At 66.1% G+C, this 24,926-nt stretch carries 19 protein-coding genes and 2 pseudogenes; 13 read left to right on the top strand and 8 right to left on the bottom strand.

Annotated features, from left to right (window positions below; translation table 11 throughout):
• Window positions 1–7 precede the first annotated feature (7 nt).
• Window positions 8–1,855 (bottom strand): translational GTPase TypA, encoded by a 1,848-nt coding sequence (gene typA, locus FQS62_RS04200; protein WP_049444226.1) that lies wholly within the window; start codon window positions 1,853–1,855, stop codon window positions 8–10.
• A gap of 273 nt (window positions 1,856–2,128) precedes the next feature.
• On the opposite strand from typA, the gene FQS62_RS04205 reads away from it, so the two are divergent.
• The 6 genes from FQS62_RS04205 to FQS62_RS04230 all read left to right on the top strand — a co-directional run bounded on the left by FQS62_RS04205 (window position 2,129) and on the right by FQS62_RS04230 (window position 8,831).
• Window positions 2,129–2,620, top strand: coding sequence for a peptidylprolyl isomerase (locus tag FQS62_RS04205; RefSeq protein WP_005408225.1), 492 nt, complete (start codon window positions 2,129–2,131; stop codon window positions 2,618–2,620).
• Window positions 2,621–2,738: 118 nt separating this feature from the next.
• Entirely contained in the window at window positions 2,739–3,725 is a 987-nt protein-coding gene (locus FQS62_RS04210; RefSeq protein WP_004153634.1) for a malate dehydrogenase, read from the top strand.
• Window positions 3,726–3,847: 122 nt separating this feature from the next.
• Window positions 3,848–4,462: an RluA family pseudouridine synthase gene (locus tag FQS62_RS04215; protein ID WP_099589289.1), complete on the top strand. Its 615-nt coding sequence runs from the start codon at window positions 3,848–3,850 to the stop codon at window positions 4,460–4,462.
• Window positions 4,463–5,122: 660 nt separating this feature from the next.
• Window positions 5,123–7,003, top strand: a complete 1,881-nt coding sequence (gene prpE, locus FQS62_RS04220; RefSeq protein ID WP_049451480.1) for a propionate--CoA ligase — start codon at window positions 5,123–5,125, stop codon at window positions 7,001–7,003.
• A 222-nt stretch (window positions 7,004–7,225) separates the two neighbouring features.
• Window positions 7,226–7,729, top strand: a complete 504-nt coding sequence (locus tag FQS62_RS04225; protein WP_049448765.1) for a hypothetical protein — start codon at window positions 7,226–7,228, stop codon at window positions 7,727–7,729.
• A gap of 46 nt (window positions 7,730–7,775) precedes the next feature.
• Window positions 7,776–8,831: a suppressor of fused domain protein gene (locus FQS62_RS04230; RefSeq protein ID WP_226053554.1), complete on the top strand. Its 1,056-nt coding sequence runs from the start codon at window positions 7,776–7,778 to the stop codon at window positions 8,829–8,831.
• Between the two features lie 67 nt (window positions 8,832–8,898).
• Here FQS62_RS04230 and FQS62_RS04235 read toward each other — a convergent pair.
• The 5 genes and pseudogenes from FQS62_RS04235 to FQS62_RS04255 all read right to left on the bottom strand — a co-directional run bounded on the left by FQS62_RS04235 (window position 8,899) and on the right by FQS62_RS04255 (window position 14,494).
• A pseudogene (locus FQS62_RS04235) lies at window positions 8,899–9,509 on the bottom strand (glutathione S-transferase N-terminal domain-containing protein).
• Window positions 9,510–9,593: 84 nt separating this feature from the next.
• On the bottom strand, window positions 9,594–10,052 hold the full coding sequence (locus FQS62_RS04240; protein ID WP_004154513.1) for a cell wall hydrolase: 459 nt from the start codon (window positions 10,050–10,052) through the stop codon (window positions 9,594–9,596).
• 298 nt (window positions 10,053–10,350) lie between these two features.
• A complete protein-coding gene (locus FQS62_RS04245; protein ID WP_208043867.1) occupies window positions 10,351–12,381 on the bottom strand; it encodes an NADPH-dependent 2,4-dienoyl-CoA reductase in 2,031 nt (676 codons plus the stop codon).
• 274 nt (window positions 12,382–12,655) lie between these two features.
• Window positions 12,656–13,288 carry a membrane protein YczE gene (locus tag FQS62_RS04250; protein ID WP_226053555.1) on the bottom strand — a complete coding sequence of 211 codons (633 nt, stop codon included), beginning with the start codon at window positions 13,286–13,288 and terminating at the stop codon, window positions 12,656–12,658.
• A gap of 186 nt (window positions 13,289–13,474) precedes the next feature.
• Window positions 13,475–14,494: a zinc-binding alcohol dehydrogenase family protein gene (locus FQS62_RS04255; RefSeq protein ID WP_088480744.1), complete on the bottom strand. Its 1,020-nt coding sequence runs from the start codon at window positions 14,492–14,494 to the stop codon at window positions 13,475–13,477.
• Window positions 14,495–14,851: 357 nt separating this feature from the next.
• On the opposite strand from FQS62_RS04255, the gene FQS62_RS04260 reads away from it, so the two are divergent.
• The 4 genes from FQS62_RS04260 (at window position 14,852) to FQS62_RS04275 (ending at window position 17,912) form a co-directional block, all read left to right on the top strand.
• Entirely contained in the window at window positions 14,852–15,940 is a 1,089-nt protein-coding gene (locus FQS62_RS04260) for an OmpA family protein (protein WP_049448777.1), read from the top strand.
• A gap of 218 nt (window positions 15,941–16,158) precedes the next feature.
• Entirely contained in the window at window positions 16,159–16,665 is a 507-nt protein-coding gene (locus FQS62_RS04265) for a hypothetical protein (RefSeq protein ID WP_012510168.1), read from the top strand.
• A 104-nt stretch (window positions 16,666–16,769) separates the two neighbouring features.
• Window positions 16,770–17,492 (top strand): pseudouridine synthase, encoded by a 723-nt coding sequence (locus FQS62_RS04270; RefSeq protein WP_088479948.1) that lies wholly within the window; start codon window positions 16,770–16,772, stop codon window positions 17,490–17,492.
• Between the two features lie 84 nt (window positions 17,493–17,576).
• The gene (locus tag FQS62_RS04275) at window positions 17,577–17,912 is read left to right on the top strand and encodes a hypothetical protein (protein WP_005412356.1); all 336 of its coding nucleotides are present in this window, start codon (window positions 17,577–17,579) and stop codon (window positions 17,910–17,912) included.
• A 156-nt stretch (window positions 17,913–18,068) separates the two neighbouring features.
• Here the strand turns inward: FQS62_RS04275 and kbl are convergent, their stop codons facing one another.
• A complete protein-coding gene (gene kbl, locus FQS62_RS04280) occupies window positions 18,069–19,277 on the bottom strand; it encodes a glycine C-acetyltransferase (RefSeq protein ID WP_032129062.1) in 1,209 nt (402 codons plus the stop codon).
• Between the two features lie 211 nt (window positions 19,278–19,488).
• On the opposite strand from kbl, the gene FQS62_RS04285 reads away from it, so the two are divergent.
• Window positions 19,489–20,184 (top strand): TorF family putative porin, encoded by a 696-nt coding sequence (locus tag FQS62_RS04285; protein ID WP_049447296.1) that lies wholly within the window; start codon window positions 19,489–19,491, stop codon window positions 20,182–20,184.
• A 195-nt stretch (window positions 20,185–20,379) separates the two neighbouring features.
• On the opposite strand, the gene tdh is transcribed toward FQS62_RS04285, so the two are convergent.
• Window positions 20,380–21,402 carry an L-threonine 3-dehydrogenase gene (gene tdh / locus FQS62_RS04290; RefSeq protein WP_049447308.1) on the bottom strand — a complete coding sequence of 341 codons (1,023 nt, stop codon included), beginning with the start codon at window positions 21,400–21,402 and terminating at the stop codon, window positions 20,380–20,382.
• A gap of 497 nt (window positions 21,403–21,899) precedes the next feature.
• Here tdh and FQS62_RS04295 point away from each other — a divergent pair.
• Window positions 21,900–24,061 (top strand): annotated as a pseudogene (locus FQS62_RS04295) (S46 family peptidase).
• Window positions 24,062–24,261: 200 nt separating this feature from the next.
• Window positions 24,262–24,906: a histidine phosphatase family protein gene (locus FQS62_RS04300; RefSeq protein ID WP_010483945.1), complete on the top strand. Its 645-nt coding sequence runs from the start codon at window positions 24,262–24,264 to the stop codon at window positions 24,904–24,906.
• Window positions 24,907–24,926 lie beyond the last annotated feature (20 nt).

Consider the following 24,926-nt stretch of genomic DNA (forward strand, 5'->3'; position numbering starts at 1 on the left):
TGCTGGCTCAGCCGCCGCGCGAAGCCTTCTTGCGGTCGCTTTCGGTCAGGAACTTCTTGCGCAGACGGATCTCCTTCGGCGTGATCTCGACCAGCTCGTCGTCTTCGATGAAGTCCAGGGCCTGTTCCAGCGAGTACTTGATCGCCGGGGTCAGCTGGATCGCATCGTCCTTGCCCGAAGCGCGCATGTTGGTCAGCGGCTTGGTCTTGATCGCGTTGACGGTCAGGTCGTTGTCCTTGGAGTGGATGCCGACCAGCTGACCTTCATACACGTTGTCGCCTTCAGCAGCGAACAGCTTGCCGCGCTCCTGCAGAGGGCCCAGCGAGTAGGCCGGCGTGGTGCCCGGCGCATTGGCGATCATCACGCCGTTGATGCGCTTGGCGATCGCGCCCTGTTCCTTCGGACCGTAGTGGTCGAACACGTGGAACAGCAGGCCCGAACCCTGGGTGAGGGTCTTGAACTCGTTCTGGAAACCGATCAGGCCACGGGCCGGGATCTGGTACTCCAGGCGCACACGGCCCTTGCCATCCGGTTCCATGTTCTTCAGCTGGCCCTTGCGGGTGCCGAGCTTTTCCATCACGCCGCCCTGGTGGATTTCTTCGATGTCCACCACCAGCTGCTCGATCGGCTCCATCATCTGGCCGTCGATTTCCTTGATGATCACTTCCGGGCGCGACACGGCCAGCTCGTAGCCTTCGCGACGCATGTTCTCGATCAGCACCGACAGGTGCAGTTCGCCACGGCCGGAGACCAGGAACTTGTCGGCATCTTCCAGCTGTTCGACCTTCAGGGCCACGTTGTGGACCTGCTCGCGGTCCAGGCGGTCCTTGATCTGGCGGCTGGTCAGGAACTTGCCACCGGACAGGTCCTTGTTGCCGGCGAACGGCGAGTTGTTGACCTGGAAGGTCATCGAGATGGTCGGCTCGTCGACGGTCAGCGCCGGCAGCGCCTCCGGGGTATCCGGGTGGCACAGGGTGTCGGAGATGGTCAGCTCCGGAATGCCGGAGATGGCCACGATGTCACCGGCTTCGGCGGTGTCCTGCTCGATGCGCTCCAGGCCCAGGAAGCCCAGCACCTGGGCAACCTTGCCGTTGCGCTTCTTGCCTTCACGGTCGATGACCGCAACCTGCATGTTCTTCTTCAGGGTGCCGCGCTGGATGCGGCCGATGCCGATCACGCCCACGAAGTTGTTGTAGTCCAGCTGGCTGATGCGCATCTGGAACGGGCCTTCCGGGTCCACTTCCGGACGCGGGGCGTGCTGCATGATCGCTTCGTACAGCGGGGTCATGTCGCCGTCGCGCACGGTGTCTTCCAGGCCGGCGTAGCCGTTCAGGGCCGAGGCGTAGACGATCGGGAAGTCCAGCTGCTCATTGGTGGCGCCGAGCTTGTCGAACAGGTCGAAGACCTGGTCGATCACCCATTCCGGGCGCGCGCCCGGACGGTCGATCTTGTTGACCACGACGATCGGCTTGAAGCCCATCGCGAAGGCCTTCTGGGTCACGAAGCGGGTCTGCGGCATCGGGCCGTCCATCGCATCGACCAGGATCAGCACGGTGTCGACCATCGACAGCACGCGCTCGACCTCACCGCCGAAGTCGGCGTGGCCGGGGGTGTCGACGATGTTGATCCGGTTCTTGATGCCGGTCTTCTTGTCTTCCCAGGTGATGGCGGTGTTCTTGGCCAGGATGGTGATGCCGCGTTCCTTTTCCTGGTCGTTGCTGTCCATCACGCGCTCGGCGAGGACGGTGCGCTCGGACAGGGTGCCGGACTGCTTCAGCAGCTGGTCGACCAGGGTGGTCTTGCCATGGTCGACGTGAGCGACGATGGCGATGTTGCGAAGATTTTCGATGGACATACGAAAGGGGGCCAGTCGGCGCCGGATTTGGAAAAAGAAGTCCAACATTATACGTCGAACTTGACGATTCGCGAAAAGATGGATTTCACGCCGGTCCGGGGCGCCATTCAGGTGGCTGTCCAGCGCTCCGGCCCAGGCCGCCAGGAGGGACAGGCGGCGCTGCCCGTCCGGTGGCTGAAGCCGGCGTCTCCACCGATGGTCGAAGCCGCCGCCGCCACGAGGCAGGTGTAAACTAGGTGGCTAGACGCGTTCCCCTCTGCATCAAGGATCTTCATGTCCCTCATCGCCACTTTCGACACCACCCAGGGCCCGATCAAGGTCGAGCTGTTCGCCGACAAGGCGCCGCTGACCGTGGCCAACTTCGTGAACCTGGTCAAGCACGGCTTCTATGACGGCCTGATCTTCCACCGCGTGATTGCCGACTTCATGATCCAGGGCGGCTGCCCGCAGGGTCGTGGCACCGGCGGCCCGGGCTACAAGTTCGAAGACGAGAAGAATGGCGTGAAGCACGAGGTCGGCTCGCTGTCGATGGCCAACGCCGGCCCGAACACCAACGGCAGCCAGTTCTTCATCACCCACATCAAGACCGACTGGCTGGACGGCCGCCACACCGTCTTCGGCAAGGTCCTGGAAGGCCAGGCCATCGTCGATTCGGTCAAGCAGGGCGACGTGATCCATTCGATCACCCTGGAAGGCGACGTCGACGCCGTGCTGGCCGCCCAGGCCGACCGCGTCGCCGAGTGGAACAAGCACCTCGCCGCCTGATTCCCCTTCGAAACGGCCACCCACGGGTGGCCGTTTCCCTGTTCCCCGCCGCCCGCCCGGCCTGCGTGGCCATGCCTGCGGCGTCCCATCAAACGCTTGCAAGCAAGAGGAAACCCCCATGAAAGCACCCGTTCGTGTTGCCGTGACCGGCGCCGCCGGCCAGATCGGTTATGCCCTGCTGTTCCGCATCGCCTCCGGCGAAATGCTGGGCAAGGACCAGCCGGTCATCCTGCAGCTGCTGGAACTGCCGGTCGACAAGGCCCAGGCCGCCCTGAAGGGCGTGATGATGGAACTGGAAGACTGCGCCTTCCCGTTGCTGGCCGGCATGGTCGGCACCGATGATGCTGAAGTGGCGTTCAAGGACGCCGACATCGCCCTGCTGGTCGGCGCGCGTCCGCGTGGCCCGGGCATGGAGCGCAAGGACCTGCTGCTGGAAAACGCCAAGATCTTCACCGCCCAGGGCGCAGCGCTGAACAAGGTCGCCAGCCGTGACGTGAAGGTGCTGGTGGTCGGCAACCCGGCCAACACCAATGCCTACATCGCAATGAAGTCGGCTCCGGACCTGAAGCCGGAAAACTTCACCGCCATGCTGCGCCTGGATCACAACCGTGCCCTTAGCCAGCTGTCGACCAAGCTCGGCAAGCCGGTTGGTGGCATGGAGAAGCTGGTCGTGTGGGGCAACCACAGCCCGACCATGTACCCGGACTACCGTTTCGCCACCGCCGATGGCGCGTCGATCGCCGATGCGATCAACGACCAGGAGTGGAACGCCAACACCTTCATCCCGACCGTCGGCAAGCGCGGCGCGGCGATCATCGAGGCCCGTGGCTCGTCCTCGGCCGCTTCGGCCGCCAATGCAGCGATCGACCACGTGCGTGACTGGGTGCTGGGCAGCAACGGCAAGTGGGTCACCATGGGCGTACCGTCCGATGGTTCCTACGGCATTCCGGAAGGCGTGATCTTCGGCTTCGCGGTGACCACCGAGAACGGCAAGTACACCCTGGTCAAGGATCTGCCGATCGACGACTTCAGCCAGAAGTACATCGACAAGACCCTGGCCGAGCTGGAAGAAGAGCGCGCCGGCGTCGCCCACCTGCTGGGCTGATGCAGGCGGTACCGGCTCCGGCCGGTACGTCTTCCATCAAGGTAGGTACCGACCGCTGGTCGGTACGCAGAAAACGGGGAGGCTTCGGCTTCCCCGTTTTCATTTGGAATTCCTGGAACCGCATGATCCACCTGCACTACATCGATGACGCACTGCTGGTGGCCGAGAAGCCGGCTGGCCTGTTGTCCGTACCCGGCCGCAGCGCCGAGAACCAGGACTGCGTGGTCGCGCGCCTGCAGGCGCTGTACCCGGATGCGTTGACCGTGCATCGCCTGGACCAGGTGACCTCCGGCCTGCTGCTGCATGCGCGTGGCAAGGACATGCAGGCGGCGTTGTCGATGCAGTTCGAGCAGCGCCAGGTTGGCAAGCGGTATGAAGCGGTGGTGCAGGGGCTGCTCGAGGGTGATGCCGGCGAAGTGGACCTGCCGTTGGTCGTGGACTGGCCGAACCGGCCGAAGCAGATGGTCGATCACGAACGCGGCAAGCCGGCGCTGACGCGCTGGCGCGTCATCGCACGTGATGTTGAAGCGCAGTGCACCCGCGTGGCGTTGGAACCGATCACTGGCCGCAGCCATCAGCTGCGTCTGCACATGGCCAGTCTTGGCCATCCCATCGTCGGTGACGTGCTGTATGGCGCCGCACCGGCGCAGCGCGTGCATCTGCATGCGCGCAGCCTGCAGTTCACCCACCCGGTGACGGGCGCGGCGCTCGCGTTCGAGTCTGCGGCTCCGTTCTAGGGGTTCGGCAGGGCTTGCAGCCCTGCACCTGCAGAATCAACGTCAACGTCAAAAGCGGGCTATACGTGAGTTGGCGGGACGGTGTCGGAGTGCGGGGACGCCGCAAGTACGTCCCTGTAGGCTTGGCAGCCGCATCCATGCGGCTGACACCCCGCACTCCGACACCGCCCCACCTTCGACAGGTTCACTCGGCTGTTGGTAACGGTGGCCGTTGTTCCGCGCAGCTGTTGGTAGGTGTCGACCTTGGTCGACACGATATTTCTGTCAGATATCGAATGAATCATCCACGCATGGCGTGGATCTACCGTGTCGACCAAGGTTGACACCTACCAGAGCAGTCGACCAAGGTCGACACCGACCAGAACAATATGCCGTTCCGACAGATCGCGGAATCTGTCGAAGGCGGGGTGGGTCCGGTTGCGGGGGGCGTGAGCCGCATGGATGCGGCGACCGAGCCTCCATGGACGGATTCACGGCGTCCCCCGCAACCGGACCCACCCCGCCATCCCCCAGTAAGCCAGCTTCTGCTGTTGCTTCGGCTTCTGCAGGTGCAGGGCGCAGCCCTGCATGAAAAACCCACCCCCCTACCAAGGTAGGGCGGCCCGCGCGGCAGCGCCGGACTATCCTCGAACCCATGACTTTGTCTGGGAGGGCTGCGTCATGAACTACGAGGAAACCTACCGTCGCTCGATCGACGAGCCGGAGGCCTTCTGGGGCGAGGAAGCCAAGCGCATCCATTGGCACAAACCACCGCAGCAGGTGCTCGACTACAGCAACCCGCCGTTCCGGCGCTGGTTCGTCGGCGGTGAAACCAATCTCTGCTACAACGCCGTCGACCGCCACCTGGCCGAGCGCGCCGACCAGCTCGCGCTGGTCGCCATTTCCACCGAGACCAACAGCACCCGCGAGATCACCTATCGCCAGCTCTATCGCGAAGTGAACGACTTCGCCGCCGTGCTCAGGCACCTCGGTGTCGGTCACGGTGACCGCGTGGTGATCTACATGCCGAACATGGCCGAAGCCGTGTTCGCGATGCTGGCCTGCGCGCGCATCGGTGCGGTGCACTCGGTGGTGTTCGGGGGCTTTGCCGCGCACAACCTGGCGCTGCGCATCGACGATGCGAAGCCGAAGCTGCTCATCGCCGCCGATGCCGGCATGCGCGGTGGCAAGCTGATTCCGTACAAGCCGATGGTTGACGCGGCCTGCGCCGAAGCGGCTTCGCCGCCACCGCATGTGCTGATCGTGTCGCGCGGGCTGGATGCCGCCGAACCCCGCGTGCCGGGCCGTGATGTGGACTACGCCACGCTGCGTGCACAGATCGGGGAAGTGGATGTGCCGGTGCAGTGGCTGGAAGCGAGTGAGCCGAGCTACCTGCTGTACACCTCCGGCACCACCGGCAAGCCGAAGGGCGTGCAGCGCGACGTGGGTGGCTATGCGGTGGCAATGGCCCAGTCGATGGAGACCGTGTTCGACTGCAAGCCGGGCCAGGTGATGTTCTCCACCTCCGATGTCGGCTGGGCGGTGGGCCATTCCTACAACGTGTACGGCCCGCTGATCGGTGGCTGCACCTCGCTGCTGTACGAAGGGCTGCCGACGAATCCGGATCCGGGCATCTGGTGGGCGCTTTGCGAGCAGTACAACGTGCGCACGATGTTCTCGTCGCCCACCGCCATCCGCGTGCTGAAGAAGCACGACGCGGACTTCATCCACCGCCACGATCTGCGCGCGCTGAAGTACCTGTTCCTGGCCGGCGAGCCGCTGGACGAGCCGACCGCGCACTGGATCAGCGAAGCGCTCGGCAAGCCGATCATCGACAACTACTGGCAGACCGAAACCGGCTGGCCGGCGCTGACCCTGCTGCCGGGCCTGGAGATGAAGCCGGTGCGTTTCGGATCGCCCGGGTTCCCCAATCTCGGTTACCGGATGAAGGTGATCGACGAGAACACCGGCGAGGAAGTCGCACCGGGGCAGAAGGGCGTGCTGGTGGTGTCGCCGCCGCTGCCGCCGGGCTGCATGAGCACGGTGTGGAACGACGACAGCCGTTTCCTGCAGAGCTACTTCAGCCACTTCAAGGAACTGCTGTACAGCTCGCTGGACTGGGCGATCCGCGACGATGATGGTTACACCTTCATCCTCGGTCGCACCGATGATGTGATCAATGTGGCCGGGCACCGCCTGGGCACGCGCGAGATCGAGGAGGCCATTTCCAGTCATCCGCGCGTGGCCGAGGCCGCCGTGATCGGGGTCAAGGATGAACTGAAGGGGCAGGTGCCGCTGGTGTTCGTCACCCTCAAGCAGGGGCTCGATGGCGAGGATCCGGCGCCGGTGGTGGCCGAGATGATGGCGACGGTGACGACTTCGCTTGGCGCGGTTGCGCGCCCGGCGCATGTGCATGTGGTCAATGCACTGCCCAAGACCCGTTCGGGCAAGCTGCTGCGGCGCTCGTTGCAGGCGCTGGCCGAACAGCGCGACCCGGGTGACCTGTCGACGCTGGATGATCCCAGTGCGCTGGAGGAGATCCGCCGCGCGCTGGGCCGTTGACCTGGTAGTGCCGGCCGCTGGCCGGCACCTCCATCAATCCCGAGGTTGCCGGCCAGCGGCCGGCACTACCCTCCGCGTCCAGTACTTGCGCTAAGCTCGGCCTGTCATCGACCTGCAATACGCGGCGCGCGCCGGGGAAGGCGCGTGCCGTCCGGGGATGGCACAAAGGGGAGCGTGCCCGCCAGGGCGCGCCGGCATTGCGCATCGAGGGAGGGGGAGGCAATGGCATTGCTGCACGCCAAGACGGCTGCTGGCCGTCAGGAAATCGAAGACCGCGGCCGGCGCCTGCCGGCGGCACTGCGTTCGATCCTGCTGATGGTCGACGGCCATCGCGATGACACCGAACTGCGCGGCCTGTTCGAAGGGCTGCGCGCACCACCCGATGCACTGGAGCAGCTGGCCGCACAGGGCCTGATCGAAGTGATCGGTGGAAGCGCAGAGATGACACCGCTGCGTGGCATCAGCACCGGGCGCGAACAGGATCCGGCGCTGTACCAGCAGTTGTACGACGCGATGAGCGAGGCGGTGCGCCGCCACCTGGGCCTGAAGGGCTATTTCATGCAGTTGAAGATCGAACGCTGCACCGATGCGCTGGCGCTGGAGCGCTTGTGCCCGGAACTGCTGGCGGCGGTGGGCAAAGCGCGCAGCCCGGCATTGGCACAGCGCTGGTGGCAGGAAACCCAGTCGGCCGTGCTGAACGCAGGCGATGAGGTCGTGCAGGCCTGAGCCACCGCGTAAAGTGATCGGTTCACTTTCCCACAAGGAGTCCCGCGTGCAGGACGACCACGACGACACCGATACCCCCGGCTGGGACGCGATCAATGCGGCGCTGGCGCCGCTGTATGCCGGGCAGGAACCGCGTCACTTCGGCACCGCGTTGCCGTACACGCTCGGTGGCCAGGATCCGCTCGATGGCATCAGCGTGTACTGGGCAGACGCGCCGGTACCGCATTGGCACTACATCACCTACGGCTTCTCCGAGCTGTACGCCAAGGAGAGCAGCGATGCCGATGTCAGCGGCTATGGTTTCGAGCTGACCTTCCGCCTCGCTGCTGAAGCCGGTGAGCACGCCGGCAGCACACCGCCAGTGTGGCCGATGAACCTGCTGCAGAACCTGGCGCGCTACGTGTTCAGCAGTGGCAATGTGTTCGAGGATGGCCACCACCTCAATGCCAACGGCCCGATCGCGCTGGAGACCGACACGCGGCTGTGCCATCTGGCTTTCGTTGCCGACCCGCAGTTGCCGGCACGCGACACCACCAATGGCCACCTGCAGTTCCTGCAGCTGGTCGGGCTGACCGATGAAGAGATGGAAGCGGTCAAGCGCTGGTCGACGCGCGGCGTGCTGGAGGCGCTGCAACCGGCGATGCCGCTGTGGATCAGCGACCTGCATCGCGGCAATCTGCTGGAGGATCCGGCACTGGCGGCACAGGTGCAGGCCGGCAGCGAGCGTGAGGGCTCCAGTACCGGCATGTTGTTCATCGAGACACTGGATTGGCGGCAGGAGGCAGGCGTCACCACCCTGGTGCTTGGCGCCGGCCAGGTGGCCAGCGTGTGCGAGCTGCTGCCATTGCGCCTGCGCCACGGCAAATCGCTGGAACTGGTCAGCCGCGAGCGGCAGTGGGAGTTCGTTCCGGCCGGGCGCGGTGAAGGGGGTGACGTCTCCGCCGACAGCGCGCGCTGGGCACTGGACGAGGCGGGACTGCAGGCCCTGGCGGGCGTGCGTGCCGAGCGCGGCATCTACCCGGCGGCGGTGGCGCTGCGCATCGAAGTGGTGCCGACCTACCTGCGAGATGCCAAGGGCGAAGTGATCCGCCAGATCGGTTGATCACGCTGTGGGAACCGAGGGGGCCAGATCCGTTCGCCACGCGAGCGGCTCTGGCCCCAGGGCAGGATCAGGCCAAGCCTTCGGCCTTCAGCGCGGCCTGCACGCCGGCATCGGCATCCATGCGCGCCTTGTAGGCGGCCAGGTTGTCCAGGCCGGACAGGTCGACCTTGGTGCCGGCGGCCCAGCGCAGGGTGATGTAGAAGTACGGATCGGCGAAGCTGCGGAAGCCGGCCAGCCACGGCTTGTCGGCCAGCTGCCTGTCGGCGGTCTCGAACAAGCCACGCAGGCGCTTGTGCGCGGCGGCGCGGATCGCGTCGAACTGGCTCTCATCGGCGATGAACTTGCCCGGAGCGAACAGCGGCGAGAAGGCCGGGTGCACGTCGGAATTGACGAAGGCCAGCCAGCGGGTGGCTTCGGCACGCTGGCGCGGGCTGCCGTCACCGCCGAGGCCGGCCTGCGGGTAGGTGTCGGCGATATAGCCCATGATCGCGGCGTTCTGCAGCAGCACGAAGTCGCCATCGACCAGTGCGGGGACGGCGCGGCCGGATTGATCTTGAGGAATTCCGGGCCCTTCAGGGTGTCCTTGTTCAGCAGTTCAACCTCGAACGGCTGGCCGGTCCACTGCAGGGCGATGTGGTCGGCGGTGGAACAGGCACCGGGCTTGCTGTACAGCTTCATGGGAACTCCAGGTGATGCGGGCGGGAAGCGCCCACTATCCCAGAGCCTGGCGGCGGGCGGCAACGCTGCCGCCAGCACGGATCGTTACGACTGGCGCGGCTTGAGGTTCTGCACCTTATAGAAGGTGTGATCGCCGATGGTGGCCACCTGGTAGGCGTTGCGCCAGTTCGGGCTGGCAATGGACAGCGCGGCGAAGTGGCTGGCACCGGGCACGATCTCGCGGCGCTCGCCGGCCGGCAGCGCCCAGTTGCGCTCGGCGTCGAAGGCCACGTTCATCGCCTCGCTCCAGGCCGCATCATTGCCCAGCTGGGTGCCGGGGGAGACGATGGTCGGCGCGAACTGCTTGCGTGCGGTGACCACCTGGCACATCGAGTCGCCCCACAGGCCACTGTCGAGGCGACGCAGGGCGACTTCGGCGACGGCCTGCTGGCCGCGCAGGGTCTGGTCGCGGGCTTCCAGGTAAACGGTGGTGCTCAAACACAATGAATCAGCGGCCGGCTGCGGCAACAACTGCGACAGCCAGAGAATCCAGGCCAGTTTCATATAACTCCTTGCTCCGTGTGGGCCGCACCCTCCAGTTCCAGCCGCGGGGGCGACAGGAGGCGGGGTACGACTTGGCGTCATGGGGAGGCGGCCATCGGGGCCGCCCCGTGGGCAGCCCCAAAAGAAACGATCAATACCGATCGAGGGGGCTGCGCCGGCTCACCGGAAACTGGCTGGTGAGCGGAAAGATGGCGCAAGGTAGGGGGGCATAGCCGAACGCATCGTGAATCGTCCGGCTTGACATTCAGGTTCGGGAGGGGTGACGGAAATCACATTCCGCCCCCCATTCAGGCGCTCATCAGAGCGCGGCGGCGACCCGGCTGCCCTGGTCGATGGCCCGCTTGGCGTCCAGCTCGGCCGCTACATCGGCACCGCCGATCAGCTGCGCGTTGATGCCGGCGGCCTGCAGTTCGGCCTGCAATGCACGGTTCGGTTCCTGCCCGGCGCAGATCACCACATGGTCGACCGGCAGCAGCTGTTCGCTGCCTTCCACGCGGATGCGCAGGCCTTCGTCGTCCACGCCCAGGTACTCGACGCCACCGAGCATGCGCACGCCCTTGGCCTTCAGCGTGGCGCGGTGGATCCAGCCGGTGGTCTTGCCCAGTCGTGCGCCGGGCTTGCCCGGGCTGCGCTGCAGCAGCCACAGTCGCCGCGGGGATGCCTCGACCTCGGGCCGGGCCAACGCACCACGGGCCTCGAAGCTGCTGTCCACGCCCCATTCGGCCATCCAGCGCTGCGGGTCCAGCGAGGGCGACTCGCCGGCATGGCTGAGGAACTCGCCGACGTCGAAGCCGATGCCGCCGGCGCCGATGATCGCCGCATTGGCGCCCACCGTGACCCGGCCCAGCAGCACGTCCAGGTAGCTGACCACCTTGGCGTGGTCCGCCCCGGGGAAGTCGACCTTGCGCGGGGTGATGCCGGTGGCCAGCACCACCTCGTCGAAGCCGGCCAGGGTGGCGGTATCGGCACGGGTGCCCAAGCGCAGCTGTACACCGGTTTCGGCCAGCTTGTGGCGGAAGTAGCGCAGGGTCTCGTGGAACTCTTCCTTGCCGGGGATGCGCTTGGCCACGTTGAACTGGCCGCCGATCTCGTCGCCGGCGTCGAACAGGGTGACCTGGTGGCCGCGCTCGGCGGCGACGGTGGCGCAGGCCAGGCCGGCCGGGCCGGCGCCGACCACGGCGACCTTCTTCGGGGCCTGGGTGGGGTGGTAGACCAGCTCGGTCTCGTGTGCGGCGCGCGGATTGACCAGGCAACTGGCCAGCTTGTTTTCGAATACGTGGTCCAGGCAGGCCTGGTTGCAGGCGATGCAGGTATTGATCGCCTCGGCGCGGCCGGCGCGTGCCTTGTTCGGCCACTGCGGGTCGGCCAGCAGTGGGCGCGCCAGCGACACCATGTCGGCGCCGCCATCGGCCAGGATGCGCTCGGCGACCTCTGGCATGTTGATGCGGTTGGTTGCCACCAGCGGTACCTTCACATGCGGCTTGAGCTTGGCGGTGACACCGGCAAAGGCGGCGCGCGGCACCGACGTGGCAATCGTCGGGATACGCGCTTCGTGCCAGCCGATACCGGAATTGATGATCGTCGCGCCGGCGGCCTCGATGGCCTTCGCCTGCTGCACGATCTCTTCCCAGTTGCTGCCGTCCTCCACCAGGTCCACCAGTGACAGCCGGTAGATGATGATGAAGTCCGGGCCACAGGCCTCGCGGATGCGGCGCACGATCTCCACCGCGAAGCGCATGCGCTGACTGGCATCACCGCCCCAACGGTCGATGCGCTTGTTGGTGCGCGGGGCGATGAACTCGTTGATGAGGTAGCCCTCCGAGCCCATCACTTCGACGCCGTCGTAGCCAGCCTCGCGGGCCAGCTTCGCGCTGCGTGCATAGTCGGCGATATGGCGTTCGACGCCACCGGCCGAGAGCGCGCGCGGGGTGAACGGGTTGATCGGTGCCTTCAGCTTCGACGGTGCCACCGACAACGGGTGGTAGGCATAGCGGCCGGCATGCAGCAGCTGCAGGCAGATCTTCGCGCCGTGCTGGTGCGCGGCGGCGGTGAGCTGGCGGTGCGGGCGTACTTCCCAGGGCCAGGACAGCTTGCCGCCGAACGGCTTCAGCCAGCCCACCACGTTCGGTGCGAAGCCACCGGTGACGATCAGGCCGACGCCACCCTCGGCGCGTTCGGCGAAATAGGCCGCCAGTCGCGGAAAGTCGCGGGCGCGATCTTCCAGGCCGGTGTGCATCGAGCCCATCAGTACGCGGTTGCGCAGCTGGGTGAAGCCCAGGTCCAGCGGGGCGAACAGGTGGGGATAGGCGCTTTCGTTGGCTGGCGACATGGTCGATACGCTTGCGTACGGAAGCGCGAAGCGTGCCGCGAAACGGCGGCCGGGGCAAGGGCCGCTGGATCGCGCCTGCGGCGCTGCCCCCGAACTCCGGGGGCGGTAGTGCCGGCCGCTGGCCGGGTACGCTCGGCACATGCGTGCTGTCGCTCCCGCGTTTCGCTGCGCGAATCGCGGGCCCCACTTACCGGCCTCCAACCCCCGCGCCTGCGGCGCTGCCCCCGAACTCCCGGGGCGGTAGTGCCGGCCGCTGGCCGGAATCCAGGTCAGCTCAGGGTGATTGCGGTTGCCGGCCAGCGGCCGGCACTACCGGAGCAGGCCGGCCGATCCCGAACCAGCCCAGCGTGATCCCGCACAGCGGGCCGATCAGCAGGGCGAAGGCGAGGGTGCCGAGGCCGACGTTGCCACCCAGCCACCAGCCGAGCAGCAGCACGCTGCCTTCGATCAAGCTGCGTACCTTCCAGATCGGCCAGCCAGTGCGGGCGTGCAGACCGGTCATCAGGCCATCGCGCGGGCCGGGGCCCAGCTTGGCGCCGATGTACAGGCCGGTGGCCAGCGCGACCAGCAGCATGCCGGTGCAGGACATCGCCACCTGCCAGCCGAGGCCGACGGCTGGCGGCAGCAGCCACAGGCCGAACTGCGCGGATGGGCCGATCAGCATCACGTTGAGCACGGTGCCGACGCCCGGCCTCTGGCGCAACGGCCACCACAGCAGCAGCACCAGCGCGCCGATGACGTTGGTGGCCAGGCCGAAGGACAGCGGGGTCTGTGCGGCGATGCCCTGCGACAGCACATCCCATGGCGCCACGCCGATGGCTGCACGGATCATCAGCGATGCGCCGAAGCCGTAGAGGAACAGGCCGGTGATCAGCTGCAGCAGGCGCAGGGGCAGGGCGGTGGGCATGGCACGCTCGGGGGAGGGGAGGATCTGTTTCCACCGTAATCCCGATTCATCCGTCGCCATAGATACAGATGCCGGCCAATACGCTGCCACAGGCGGGATCTGTAGAGCCGAGCCCATGCCCGGCTGGCGGTGCCAGGCAAAGCAGCCGAGCATGGGCTCGGCTCTACGTCGGCGTTCCAGCCTGGCTCAATCGTCCCAGCCCGCCAGTGCCAGCTTGCCAAGCGTGCGCCCGCTGGCCAGGCGCTGATGCGCGATGTCCAGGTTGGTCGCATTGATCGTGCCCAGTACCTCGCTGAGAGTGCCCCGCAGCTGGCCGGCGTCGATCATGCTGGCCGCGCGGCTGAGGATGCGGTGCTGTTCGATGCGGTCGGCGGTGGCGAAGCGCGCGCGCGCGAACATGAATTCCCAGTGGATACCGATGCACTTGGCCTTGTACGGATCTCCGATGCGCAGCGCACCGCGCGGTTCGACGATCAGGCCGACATGGCCCTGCGGCGCCAGCAGCTGGCCCAGTTCATCCCAGTAGTGGTCGGTGTCGGCCAGATTGAGCGCGACATGTACCGCATCGATGCCCAGCGCCTGCAACTGCGCCAGCAGCGGTCGGGTGTGGTCGACCACATGCTGCGCACCCATCTGCCGGCACCAGTCGGCCGAGGACGCGCGGGAGGCGGTGGCGATCACCTCGAAGCCCGCATGGCGGGCCAGCTGGATCGCCATCGATCCGACGCCGCCCGCACCGCCGATCACCAGCAGGTGCTGGCCGGCATGACGACGGTCATCCAACTGCAACGGCATGCGCTGGAACAGCAGTTCCCAGGCGGTGAGCGTGGTCAGCGGCAGGGCGGCCGCTTCAGCGAAATCCAGCGTGGTCGGCTTGCGTGCGACCAGGCGTTCATCCACCCATTGGTACTGCGCATTGCAGCCCGGGCGGGTGACATCGCCGGCGTAATAGACCTCGTCGCCGGAGGCGAACAGGCTGGCCTCTTCGCCGATTGCTTCGACCACGCCGGACGCGTCCCAACCGAGCACGCGGGGCGCCTCGAGCGTGGCCGGATCAGTGGCCGCGCGCTGCTTGCCATCGACGGGGTTGACCGAGACTGCTTCGACCCGGATCAGCAGGTCACGACCGCGTGGAGGCAGGGGTGGGGGCAGCTGGACATCGCGCAGTGCGGGGGCGGATTCACGACTCAGGGCGACAGCTTTCATCTCGGCTCCGGCTGGGTTCGTGGCCTCATCATAAGGTTCCTCACGTTTCTGCAAGCGCGCTGAACTGTCTGAAGCACGCCGTTGCGGAATATGTCGCTTTTCCCGCCTAAACACCGTTAAACCCTTGCAGCGCGAAGGTCTTGCGGATTTTCATCATCCTGTATAGGGTTTCAACGTCGGACCGGTGGAGGGTCGGGCACAACACTTCACATGTTACGGGACTGTTAACATGACCTTCACCCGCCTGAGCATAATGTTCGCGGCGGTGGCGTGCTGAATCGGCTGTCGAACATCGACGCAGTAGTGCTGGCCCATGCCTCTACCGGTTTCATACCCCCGAAATAGGAGCTGTACTCAATGAACAAGAAGATCCTTACTGCCGCGCTGCTGGGTGGTCTGGCTTTCGCCCAGGCTGCCTCCGCGCAGGAGTTCGATGACCGCTGGTACCTGACCGGTTCGGCCGGCTTCAACTTCCAGGACAGCGACCGTCTGACCAATGACGCTCCGTTCGTGACCCTGGGCCTGGGTAAGTTCATCAGCCCGAACTGGTCGCTGGACGGTGAGCTGAACTATCAGAACCCGAACTTCGATTCGAACAAGGACCTGAACTGGTCGCAGTACGGCGTCTCGCTGGACCTGCGTCGCCACTTCATCAAGGAAGGCCGCGGCTGGAACCCGTACATCCTGGGTGGCCTGGGCTACCAGAAGTCGGAAGAGTCCTACCCGTTCGATGCCACCGGCCCGCGCAAGCGTAAGGACGGCAACGCTGCCGCCAAGGTCGGCGTCGGTCTGCAGACCACCTTCGAGAAGCGCGTTGCCGTGCGTGCCGAAGTCGCCTACCGCGCTGACTTCGACGACCAGAGCATTGCTGCACGTGACGAAAGCTGGTTCGGCGACGTGCTGGCTTCGGTCGGCGTCGTGATCCCGCTGGGCCCGGCTCCGGTCGCGGCTGCTCCGGCTCCGGCTCCGGTTGCCCCGAGCTGCGCCGACCTGGATGACGACGGTGACGGCGTCAACAACTGCGACGACAAGTGCCCGAACTCGCAGCCGGGTCAGACCATCGGTCCGGACGGTTGCCCGGTGCCGGTCTCCATCGACCTGAAGGGCGTCAACTTCGACTTCGACAAGTCGAACCTGCGTCCGGACGCCGTGGCGATCCTGAGCGAAGCCACCGAGATCCTGAAGCGTTACCCGGATCTGCGCGTTGAAGTTGCCGGTCACACCGACTCGAAGGGTACCGACGCTTACAACCAGAAGCTGTCGGAGCGTCGTGCGACTGCCGTGTACAACTACCTGACCAAGAACGGCGTTGACGCCGGTCGCCTGGTCGGCCCGATCGGCTACGGCGAGAGCCGTCCGATTGCTCCGAACACCAACCCGGATGGTTCGGACAACCCGGAAGGTCGCGCCAAGAACCGTCGTACCGAGCTGAACGTCCAGAACTAAGTTCTGACGCTCTGCCAGTAAGACACAGCAGGACCCGGCTTCGGCCGGGTCTTGTTGTTTCTGCCGCCGGGAATCTCGAATTTCATGCGTGAGGACAACCGTTCGTCGGGATTTTGTCCGCAAAACCAATGAGTTGCCGTATTCATTGAAAGTGGCGCTTGAAAGCTGACGCGGCATTGCTAAACTCGCCGCGTCACTTCCTTCCGTGGATGTCCCTCATGCTGCGCTCTGCATCGGCCGCCGTTCTGGCGCTGGCCCTGGTTCCCGCCGCCCACGCTGCGGTCGATTGCTCGGTCAACACCAGCGCATCGCCGCTGCCGTTGCCGGCCACGACCATCGCGCCGGTGGCCGACGAGCTGTACATCCGTGGCAATCAGCTGGGCATGCCGGCCGGCGTGCTGAGCGGCAATTACGATCCGTCGCAGTCGCTGGACCAGGTGCTGCAGCGCCTGCGCATCGATGGCTGCCAGAACATCGCCAAGGCCATCCCGAGCGCGCCGGCAGTGAAGCCGAACGACCCGGCGGCCTACAAGCCGCAGACCGAATTCGACAACACGCCCTGGCGCTTCGACATGAGCCAGAACGGCAAGCGCATGACCGCCGAAGAGTTCGACGCCTGGATGAAGGCGCGTGGCGTGCGTGTGGTCAAGGCGCGTCCGGCTCCGGCCGCCACTCCGGCCCCGGCCGAAGCACCGGCTGAGACCAAGCCGGTCGACAAGAAGTAAGCGCCGCGGGGAGCAGAGGCTTGCGCACGCGCCGCCCACCTGCCGCCCCCGCCGCCCGCTCCCACGCATCGCGTGGGCGTGCGACTCCGAATGTCTCCAGTGGCGTGCGCCATGGCCTGGCGCGCGTGCTGTCCAAGGCCGGCGTGTGCTCGCGCAGCGAGGCCGCGCGCTGGATCGCCGAAGGGCGCGTGCGTGTCTCCGGCCGCATCGTGCGTGATCCCGAGTTCCCGATTGGCCAGCCGGCGCCGCCGATCGAGGTCGATGGCCAGCCTATGGGCGCGCCGCAGCGCCTGTACCTGATGCTCAACAAGCCGCGCGGCGTGGTGACCACGGCGCAGGACGAGCGTGGCCGCGACACCGTCTACCGCTGCTTTGATGGTGCCGGTCTGCCATGGATCGCGCCGGTCGGGCGCCTGGACAAGGCCAGCGAAGGGCTGTTGCTGTTCAGCAACGATCCGCAGTGGGCTGCGCGCCTGACCGACCCCCAGACCGGCCCGGACAAGACCTACCACGTGCAGGTGGATGGCCTGCCCGATGACGCCACTCTGGCGGCACTGCAGGTCGGCGTGGAGGACGAGGGCGAGTTCCTCGTTGCCCAGGCCGTGCGCGTGCTGCGCAGTGGCGACAAGACCGCATGGCTGGAGGTGGTCCTCGACGAGGGCCGCAACCGCCATATCCGCCGCCTGTTGGCGGCCTTCGACCTGCAGGTGCTGCGCCTGGTCCGGGTCGCGATCGGTGGGCTGGCGCTCGGCGATCTCGGCAAGGGCCAGTGGCGGATGCTGGAGGTCAGTGACCAGCAGCGGCTGGGGGCCGCTGCACCGGGCTGATCATCGCCCGCGGCCGGCGGTTGCCGGCCACCGTTCCAGGCGTAGGGGGCGCCTGGTTGCTGAATTTCCCGAACGGAGCCTGCCATGTACCACCCGACCCTCAACCAAACCCTGCGCTGCGCAGGCCTGCTGCTGCCGATGGTGCTGCTGACCGCCTGTGGTGGCCACAAGAAGGTGGCCAAGGCGGAAACGCCGGCCGAAACCCCGGTGGTGGAAGTGAAGACCCCGGAGCTGGATGGCCGCGGCAGCTACCGCTTCCTGATGAGCAACGGCGACAAGAAGATGACCGCCGACGAGTTCGATGCCTGGATGAAGGCCAACGGCATCCGCGTTGCCAAGGGCAACGGCCAGGATGCTGCCGCCAAGCCGGTGGTGGTGGCCAGCAAGGACGAGCCGAAGGGCAAGAAGAAAAAGAAGTGATGCCGGCAGGTGCCGACCTCGGTCGGCACGCCATCAGGCCCGGTAGGTGCCGACCTCGGTCGGCACGCCATCAGGCCCGGTAGGTGCCGACCTTGGTCGGCACGCCCTCATGCCCGGTAGGTGCCGACCTTGGTCGGCACGCTTTGTCCGTTGGGATCAGCCCTTGATCACGCCCAGCTCGACACCGATGCGGGTGAACGCATCGATCGCGCGGTCCAGATGCTCGCGGCTGTGCGCAGCGCTGATCTGGGTGCGGATGCGGGCCTGGCCCTTGGGCACCACCGGGAAGAAGAAGCCGATCGCGTAGATGCCTTCTTCGAGCAGGCGCTCGGCGAACTTCTGCGCCAGCGGTGCGTCGTACAGCATCACCGGGCTGATCGGGTGCACACCCGGCTTCACGTCGAAACCGGCTGCGACCATCTTTTCGCGGAAGTAGCGGGTGTTTTCCACCAGGGTGTCGCGCAGGTCGTCAGCGGCGGCCAGCATCTCGAACGCCTTGATGCCGGCGGCAACCACATGCGGCGGCAGCGAGTTGGAGAACAGGTACGGCCGCGAACGCTGGCGCAGCAGCTCGATCACCTCGGCGCTGGCGCAGGTGAAGCCGCCCAGTGCGCCGCCCATGGCTTTGCCCAGGGTGCCAGTGATGATGTCGATCTTCTCCAGCACACCCTTCACTTCGGCCGAACCACGGCCGGTGGCACCCAGGAAGCCGGTGGCGTGGCACTCATCGATGTGCACCAGCGCGTTGTACTTCTTCGCCAGTGCGGTGATTTCGTCCAGCGGGGCGATGAAGCCGTCCATCGAGAACACGCCGTCGGTGGTGATCAGCTTGGTCTTGCAGCCGGCGGCATCGGCGGCCTGCAGCTGGGCTTCCAGGTCGGCCATGTCGCAGTTGGCGTAGCGGAAACGCTTGGCCTTGCACAGGCGCACACCGTCGATGATCGAAGCATGGTTCAGTGCATCGGAAATGATCGCGTCGTTCTCGCCGAGCAGCGGTTCGAACAGGCCGCCGTTGGCGTCGAAGCAGGCGGCGTACAGGATGGTGTCCTGCTTGCCGAAGAAGTCGGCGATCTGCTTCTCCAGCTGCTTGTGCAGGTCCTGGGTGCCGCAGATGAAGCGCACCGAGGCCATGCCGAAGCCGTGGGTATCCAGCGCATCCTTGGCGGCCTGGATCAGGTCCGGATGGTCGGCCAGGCCCAGGTAGTTGTTGGCACAGAAATTCAGCACCGTGCGGCCGTCCTCGAGGGTGATCTCGGCCGACTGCGGGCTGGTGATGATCCGCTCGGACTTGAACAGGCCCTGGGCGCGGATGGCGTCCAGTTCCTCGGCGTAGTGGCGGGTCAGGGCGGAGGAGGCGTCGGTCATGGCGTGGGCACGGCTCTGAACGGGGAAACCGCTGATTCTACCGGGCATCACCGCTTGCCGACCGGCCTGATCGGGGCATCGCCACGGCCGGCACATGTTGCATCGCAATAGCAAACTGGTTAAGAATTCGTGAACCGGGGCTGTCTGGCTCCGGTCGCTGCGCCCGCTGCAGATCCCGCCTTCCACGCCACCGACCCCACCGGAGACGCTCATGAAGCACGCCCGTGCCTGCCTCGCCATTGCCGCTGCCCTGACCCTGGCCGCCCCGTTCGCCGCCAGCGCCCAGGACAATGAATCTCCGTACAGCTGGAATGTCACCGCCGTTTCCGACTACTTGTTCCGTGGTGTGTCGCAGACCGATGAGGATCCGACCCTGCAGGCCGGCTTCACCTACACCAGCCCGGTCGGCTTGTATGCCGGCGTATGGGGCTCAGGCGTCGACTTCGGTGCCGGCGATCCGAAGACCGAGATCGACTACCTGATCGGCTACGGCGTGGACGTGACCGAGCGCGTCAACTTCGACGTGCTGTTGAACCGTTACACCTACCTCAAGTCCAGCCACCAGAACTACAACGAGCTGATCACCACCACTACGCTGGATGACACCTACAAGCTGACGGTGGCCTACACCAACGATGTCTGGAACAGCAGCACCGATGGCTGGTACTTCGGCCTGGGCGGCAGCTGGGGCCTGCCGAAGGACTTCACCCTGAATGCCAACGTCGGTCGCAGCACCTTCGAGGACGGCATCGCCAAGGACTACACCGACTGGAACGTCGGCGTCGCGCGCCAGTTCGGCCTGTTCAACGTCGGCCTGGGCTACTACGGCACCGACGGCAACGGCCGCGACAACTCCGGCAAGCTGGCCCACAGCCGGGTGATGCTGAGCGTCGCCGTAGGCAAGTAACGCCGCAGGCGTTACGGTAGGTGCCAGGCTTGCCTGGCACGCTTTACGAAAAAGGCGCCCATCGGGCGCCTTTTTCCGTTCCGCGGTGTTCTTGATCCCATCTGGGGAAGAGCCTCCTTGTTGTTCAAGGGGGCGCGCCGCAGGCGCGGGGATAAGGAAACCTGCACGGATTCAACGTGGCGAAGCCACGATGAATCAATTCCAGCTGAGGACCACCTTGCCGGCCTTGCCTTCTTCCATCAGGTCGAAGCCCTTCTGGAAGTCGTCGATCGGCAGCTGGTGGGTCATCACCTTGCCCAGCGGGAAACCGGACAGCACCAGCTGGGTCATCTTGTACCAGGTCTCGTACATCTTGCGGCCGTAGATGCCCTGCACGGTCAGGCCCTTGAAGATGATCTTGTCCCAGTCGCAGCCGGCGCCCTTGGGCATGATGCCGAGCATGGCGATCTTGCCGCCGTGGTACATGCAGTCGAGCATGTCGTTGAACGCACGCGGGTTGCCGCTCATTTCCAGGCCCACGTCGAAGCCCTCCATGTGCAGTTCCTTCATCACGTCCTTCAACGAGGTGTTGGCGACGTTGACCACGCGGGTGGCGCCCATGTCGGCGGCCAGCTTCAGGCGGAAATCGTTGACGTCGGTGACCACCACGTTGCGCGCACCGATGTGCTTGCAGATGCCGGCGGCGATGATGCCGATCGGGCCGGCACCGGTGATCAGCACGTCCTCGCCGATCACGTTGAACTCCAGCGCACAGTGCGCGGCGTTGCCGTACGGGTCGAAGAACGCAGCCAGCTCCGACGGGATCTGGTCCGGGATCGGCCACAGGTTGCTGGCCGGCATCACCATGTATTCGGCGAAGGCGCCGTTGACGTTGACGCCGATGCCGACGGTGTTGGGGCACAGGTGCGGGCGGCCGCCACGGCAGTTGCGGCAGTGGCCGCAGACGATGTGGCCTTCGGCCGAGACGCGCTGGCCGATCTCATAGCCGGTTACGCCCGGGCCGATTTCGGCGACGCGACCGACGAATTCGTGGCCGATGGTCAGGCCCGGCTTGATGGTGCGCTGGCTCCACTCGTCCCACAGGTAGATGTGCAGGTCGGTACCGCAGATCGCGGTCTTCTCCAGCTTGATCAGGACCTCGTTCGGGCCCGGGGTCGGCACCGGAACTTCTTCCAGCCAGATGCCCTTGGCCGCTTCGCGCTTGACCAGGGCCTTCATCGTTTGCTGCGCCATCGGGGTGGAACTCATCAGGGGGAAAGCGCGGATTATAGGGTGCCGCGCGGATTTCCCATGTTGCGCTGCGGGTGCAGTGGCGGAACGAAAGGCGTGCGCCGGCGGGCGTTTCGAACGGCGTCGCCGCGCTCGCCGGGCATGGCCCGGCGCTACCGTCCGAGGCCAGGGAGTTGTCGGGAGGCAGGACGCCAGACCGATGCAGGACCGTGAGCGCCATGGATGGCGCGATCGAGCCCCATGGGTGAGGGCGCTTTGCTTGCGAAGCACTGCTTCGCAAGCGCCAGAACGCACAGCCGCCAGCGGCTGGGCCGGGCCGCGGAGCGGGGTTTACGGCGTGTCCTGCATCGGTCTGGCGTCCTGCCTCCGTCCGATTGCAGTGGAGACGCTGAACGGTGGAAGCATCCGATTGCATGACTTCCGGGGTTCGGGCCGGGGCAGGGCCGCGGGCTACAATCGAGGGTTCCACTACCAGGGGCCGCTCCATGCGCTCGAACCTGCTTGCATTTTCCATCGTCGCCAGCCTCGGGCTGGCCCAGGTCGCCCATGCCGCTGAAGGCATGTGGGTGCCGCAGCAGCTGCCGGAAATCGCCGGCCCGCTGCAGAAGGCCGGCCTGAAGCTGTCTCCGGAACAGCTGTCCAACCTGACCGGCGACCCGATGGGCGCGGTCGTCGCCCTCGGCGGCTGCACCGCCAGCTTCGTCTCGCCGCAGGGCCTGGTGGTCACCAACCACCACTGCGCTTATGGCGCCATCCAGCTGAATTCGACCGCGCAGAAGAACCTGATCAAGGACGGCTTCAACGCGCCGACCCTGAAGGACGAACTGAGTGCCGGCCCGAACGCCCGCGTGTTCGTGCTCGACCAGATCACCGACGTCACCGCCCAGGCCAAGGCCGCCATTGCCGGCGCCGCAACGACCCGCTGGCCCGCAGCCGCGCGCTGGACGCCTTCGACAAGGCCCAGGTCGCCGCCTGTGAAGCCGATGCCGGCTTCCGCTGCCGCCTGTACAGCTTCTCCGGCGGCAACACCTACCGCCTGTTCCGCAACATGGAAATCAAGGACGTGCGCCTGGTCTACGCGCCCCCGGGCAGCGTCGGCAAGTTCGGCGGCGACGTCGACAACTGGATGTGGCCGCGCCACACCGGCGATTTCTCGTTCTACCGCGCCTACGTGGGCAAGGACGGCAAGCCGGCCGCGTTCGCCGCCGACAATGTGCCGTACCAGCCCAAGCACTTCCTGAAGTTCGCCGACCAGCCGCTGGGCGCCGACGACTTCGTGATGGTGGCCGGCTACCCGGGCCGTACCAACCGTTATGCCCTGGCTGGTGAGTTCAACGAAACCGCCAGCTTCACCTACCCGACCATCGCCAAGCACTACAACGCGGTGCTGAAGATGATCGCCGACGCTGGCAAGGCCGACGCCGACGTCAAGGTGAAGTACGCCGCCACCGCCGCCAGCATGAACAACGTGGCCAAGAACTACCTGGGCCAGCTGGAAGGCTTCAAGCGCATCGACGCCGCTGGCCAGAAGCAGGCCGAGGAAGCCGCCGTGCTGGCGTGGCTGAAGAAGCAGGGCGCTGCCGGCAAGCCGGCCCTGGCCGCACACGCGCAGCTGCTCAAGCATCTGGATAGCAGCAAGTCGACCCGCGAACGCGACCTGTTCGTCGGTCAGTTCAACAACACCTCGGCCGTTGGCGCAGCGATCAGCCTGTACCGCCTGTCGATCGAGCGCAGCAAGCCGGATGCCGAACGCGAAGCCGGTTACCAGGAACGCGACCTGACCACCATCGAAGGTGGCCTGAAGCAGATGGACCGTCGCTACGTGGCGAAGATGGACCAGCAGCTGCAGACCTACTGGCTGGACCAGTACGTGGCTCTGCCGGCCGCACAGCGCGACAACGAAGTGCTGAACAAGTGGCTGGCCGGCAGCGACGCCGCTGCGGTGAAGTCGCTGGTGAGCAAGCTGTCGGGCACCGAGCTGGGCAGCCTGGACAACCGGCTGAAGTGGTTCAAGGCCGACCGTGCCGCGTTTGAAGCCAGCAGCGATCCGGCCATCCAGTACGCCGTGGCCGTCATGCCGGCACTGCTGAAGCAGGAAGAGCAGAAGAAGATCCGCGAAGGCGAATCGCTTACCGCACGTCCGCTGTACCTGCAGGCCGTGGCCGACTACAAGAAGAGCCAGGGTGAGTTCGTCTACCCGGACGCCAACCTGTCGCTGCGCATCACCTTCGGCAACGTCATGGGCTATGGCAAGGACGGCGTGACGTACACCCCGTTCACCACCCTGGAAGGCGTGGCGGCGAAGGAAACCGGCGAAGACCCGTTCGATTCGCCGAAGGCGCTGCTCGATGCGGTCAAGGCCAAGCGTTACGGTGGCCTGGAAGACAAGCGCATTGGTTCGGTGCCGGTGAACTTCCTGTCCAACCTGGACATCACCGGCGGCAACTCCGGCTCGCCGGTGCTGGACGCCAACGGCAAGCTGGTTGGCCTGGCCTTCGATGGCAACTGGGAATCGGTCAGCTCCAACTGGGTGTTCGACCCGGTGATGACCCGCATGATCGCCGTCGACAGCCGCTACATGCAGTGGATCATGCAGGAAGTGGCGCCGGCGCCGCAGCTGCTGAAGGAACTGAACCTGGCGAAATAAACCAGTTGCGGTAGTGCCGGCCGCTGGCCGGCAACCTCGACCAGACAGCCGGAGTTTCCAAAACCCCGCGACCCACGTCGCGGGGTTTTTTCATGCCCGGCCCGGCCGGGTGCGCCGAACAGGTATCATCCCTGTTCCGCGGACTTCACAGGATGTGAACGAAACGCGGAAACCTCCTCCCCCCAGGACCCCTTGCACGCATGCGCATCCTGCTTGCCCGCCACGGCGAAACGCCGTGGAACGCCGAAGGCCGCTACCAGGGCCAGATCGATATTCCGCTTTCGCCGATCGGTGAAGCCCAGGCCCAGGCACTGGGCGCCCGCCTGGCCTCGGTGGACATCACCCGTGCCGTCGCCTCGCCGCTGTCGCGCGCGCAGCGCACCGCGCAGCTGGCGCTCGGCGCCGCCCGCGCCGACATGCTGCTGACCGAGCCGGAGCTGCAGGAAATCGCCCACGGCGAATGGGAAGGGCTGCTGGCCAGCGAAATCAACGAAAAGGATCCTTCGCGGCTGCAGGCCTGGCGCGAGGAGCCGGATACGGTGCTGATGCCCGGCGGTGAATCGCTGCGCCTGGTGCTGGAGCGCAGCTGGCGCGGCCTGGCCCGCGCCACCGAAGGCCTCGGCGAGCACGACACTCTGCTGGTGGTTGCGCACGATGCGGTCAACCGCGTGATCCTGTGCAAGGTGCTGGGCCTGCCGATTTCCCGCCTGTGGACCTTCCGTCAGGCACCGACCACGCTCAACCTGCTCGAAGGCGCCGATCTGGACAGCCTGGAAGTGGTGCGCCTGAACGACTGCGCCCACCACACGCCGTTCTTCGGCGAAGCCAAGCACCGCGCACTCTGACCCGCCACACCGAACCACCT

Origin of the sequence: Stenotrophomonas sp. SBJS02 (genome assembly GCF_020428325.2) — a bacterium.
Lineage (GTDB): Bacteria > Pseudomonadota > Gammaproteobacteria > Xanthomonadales > Xanthomonadaceae > Stenotrophomonas > Stenotrophomonas africana.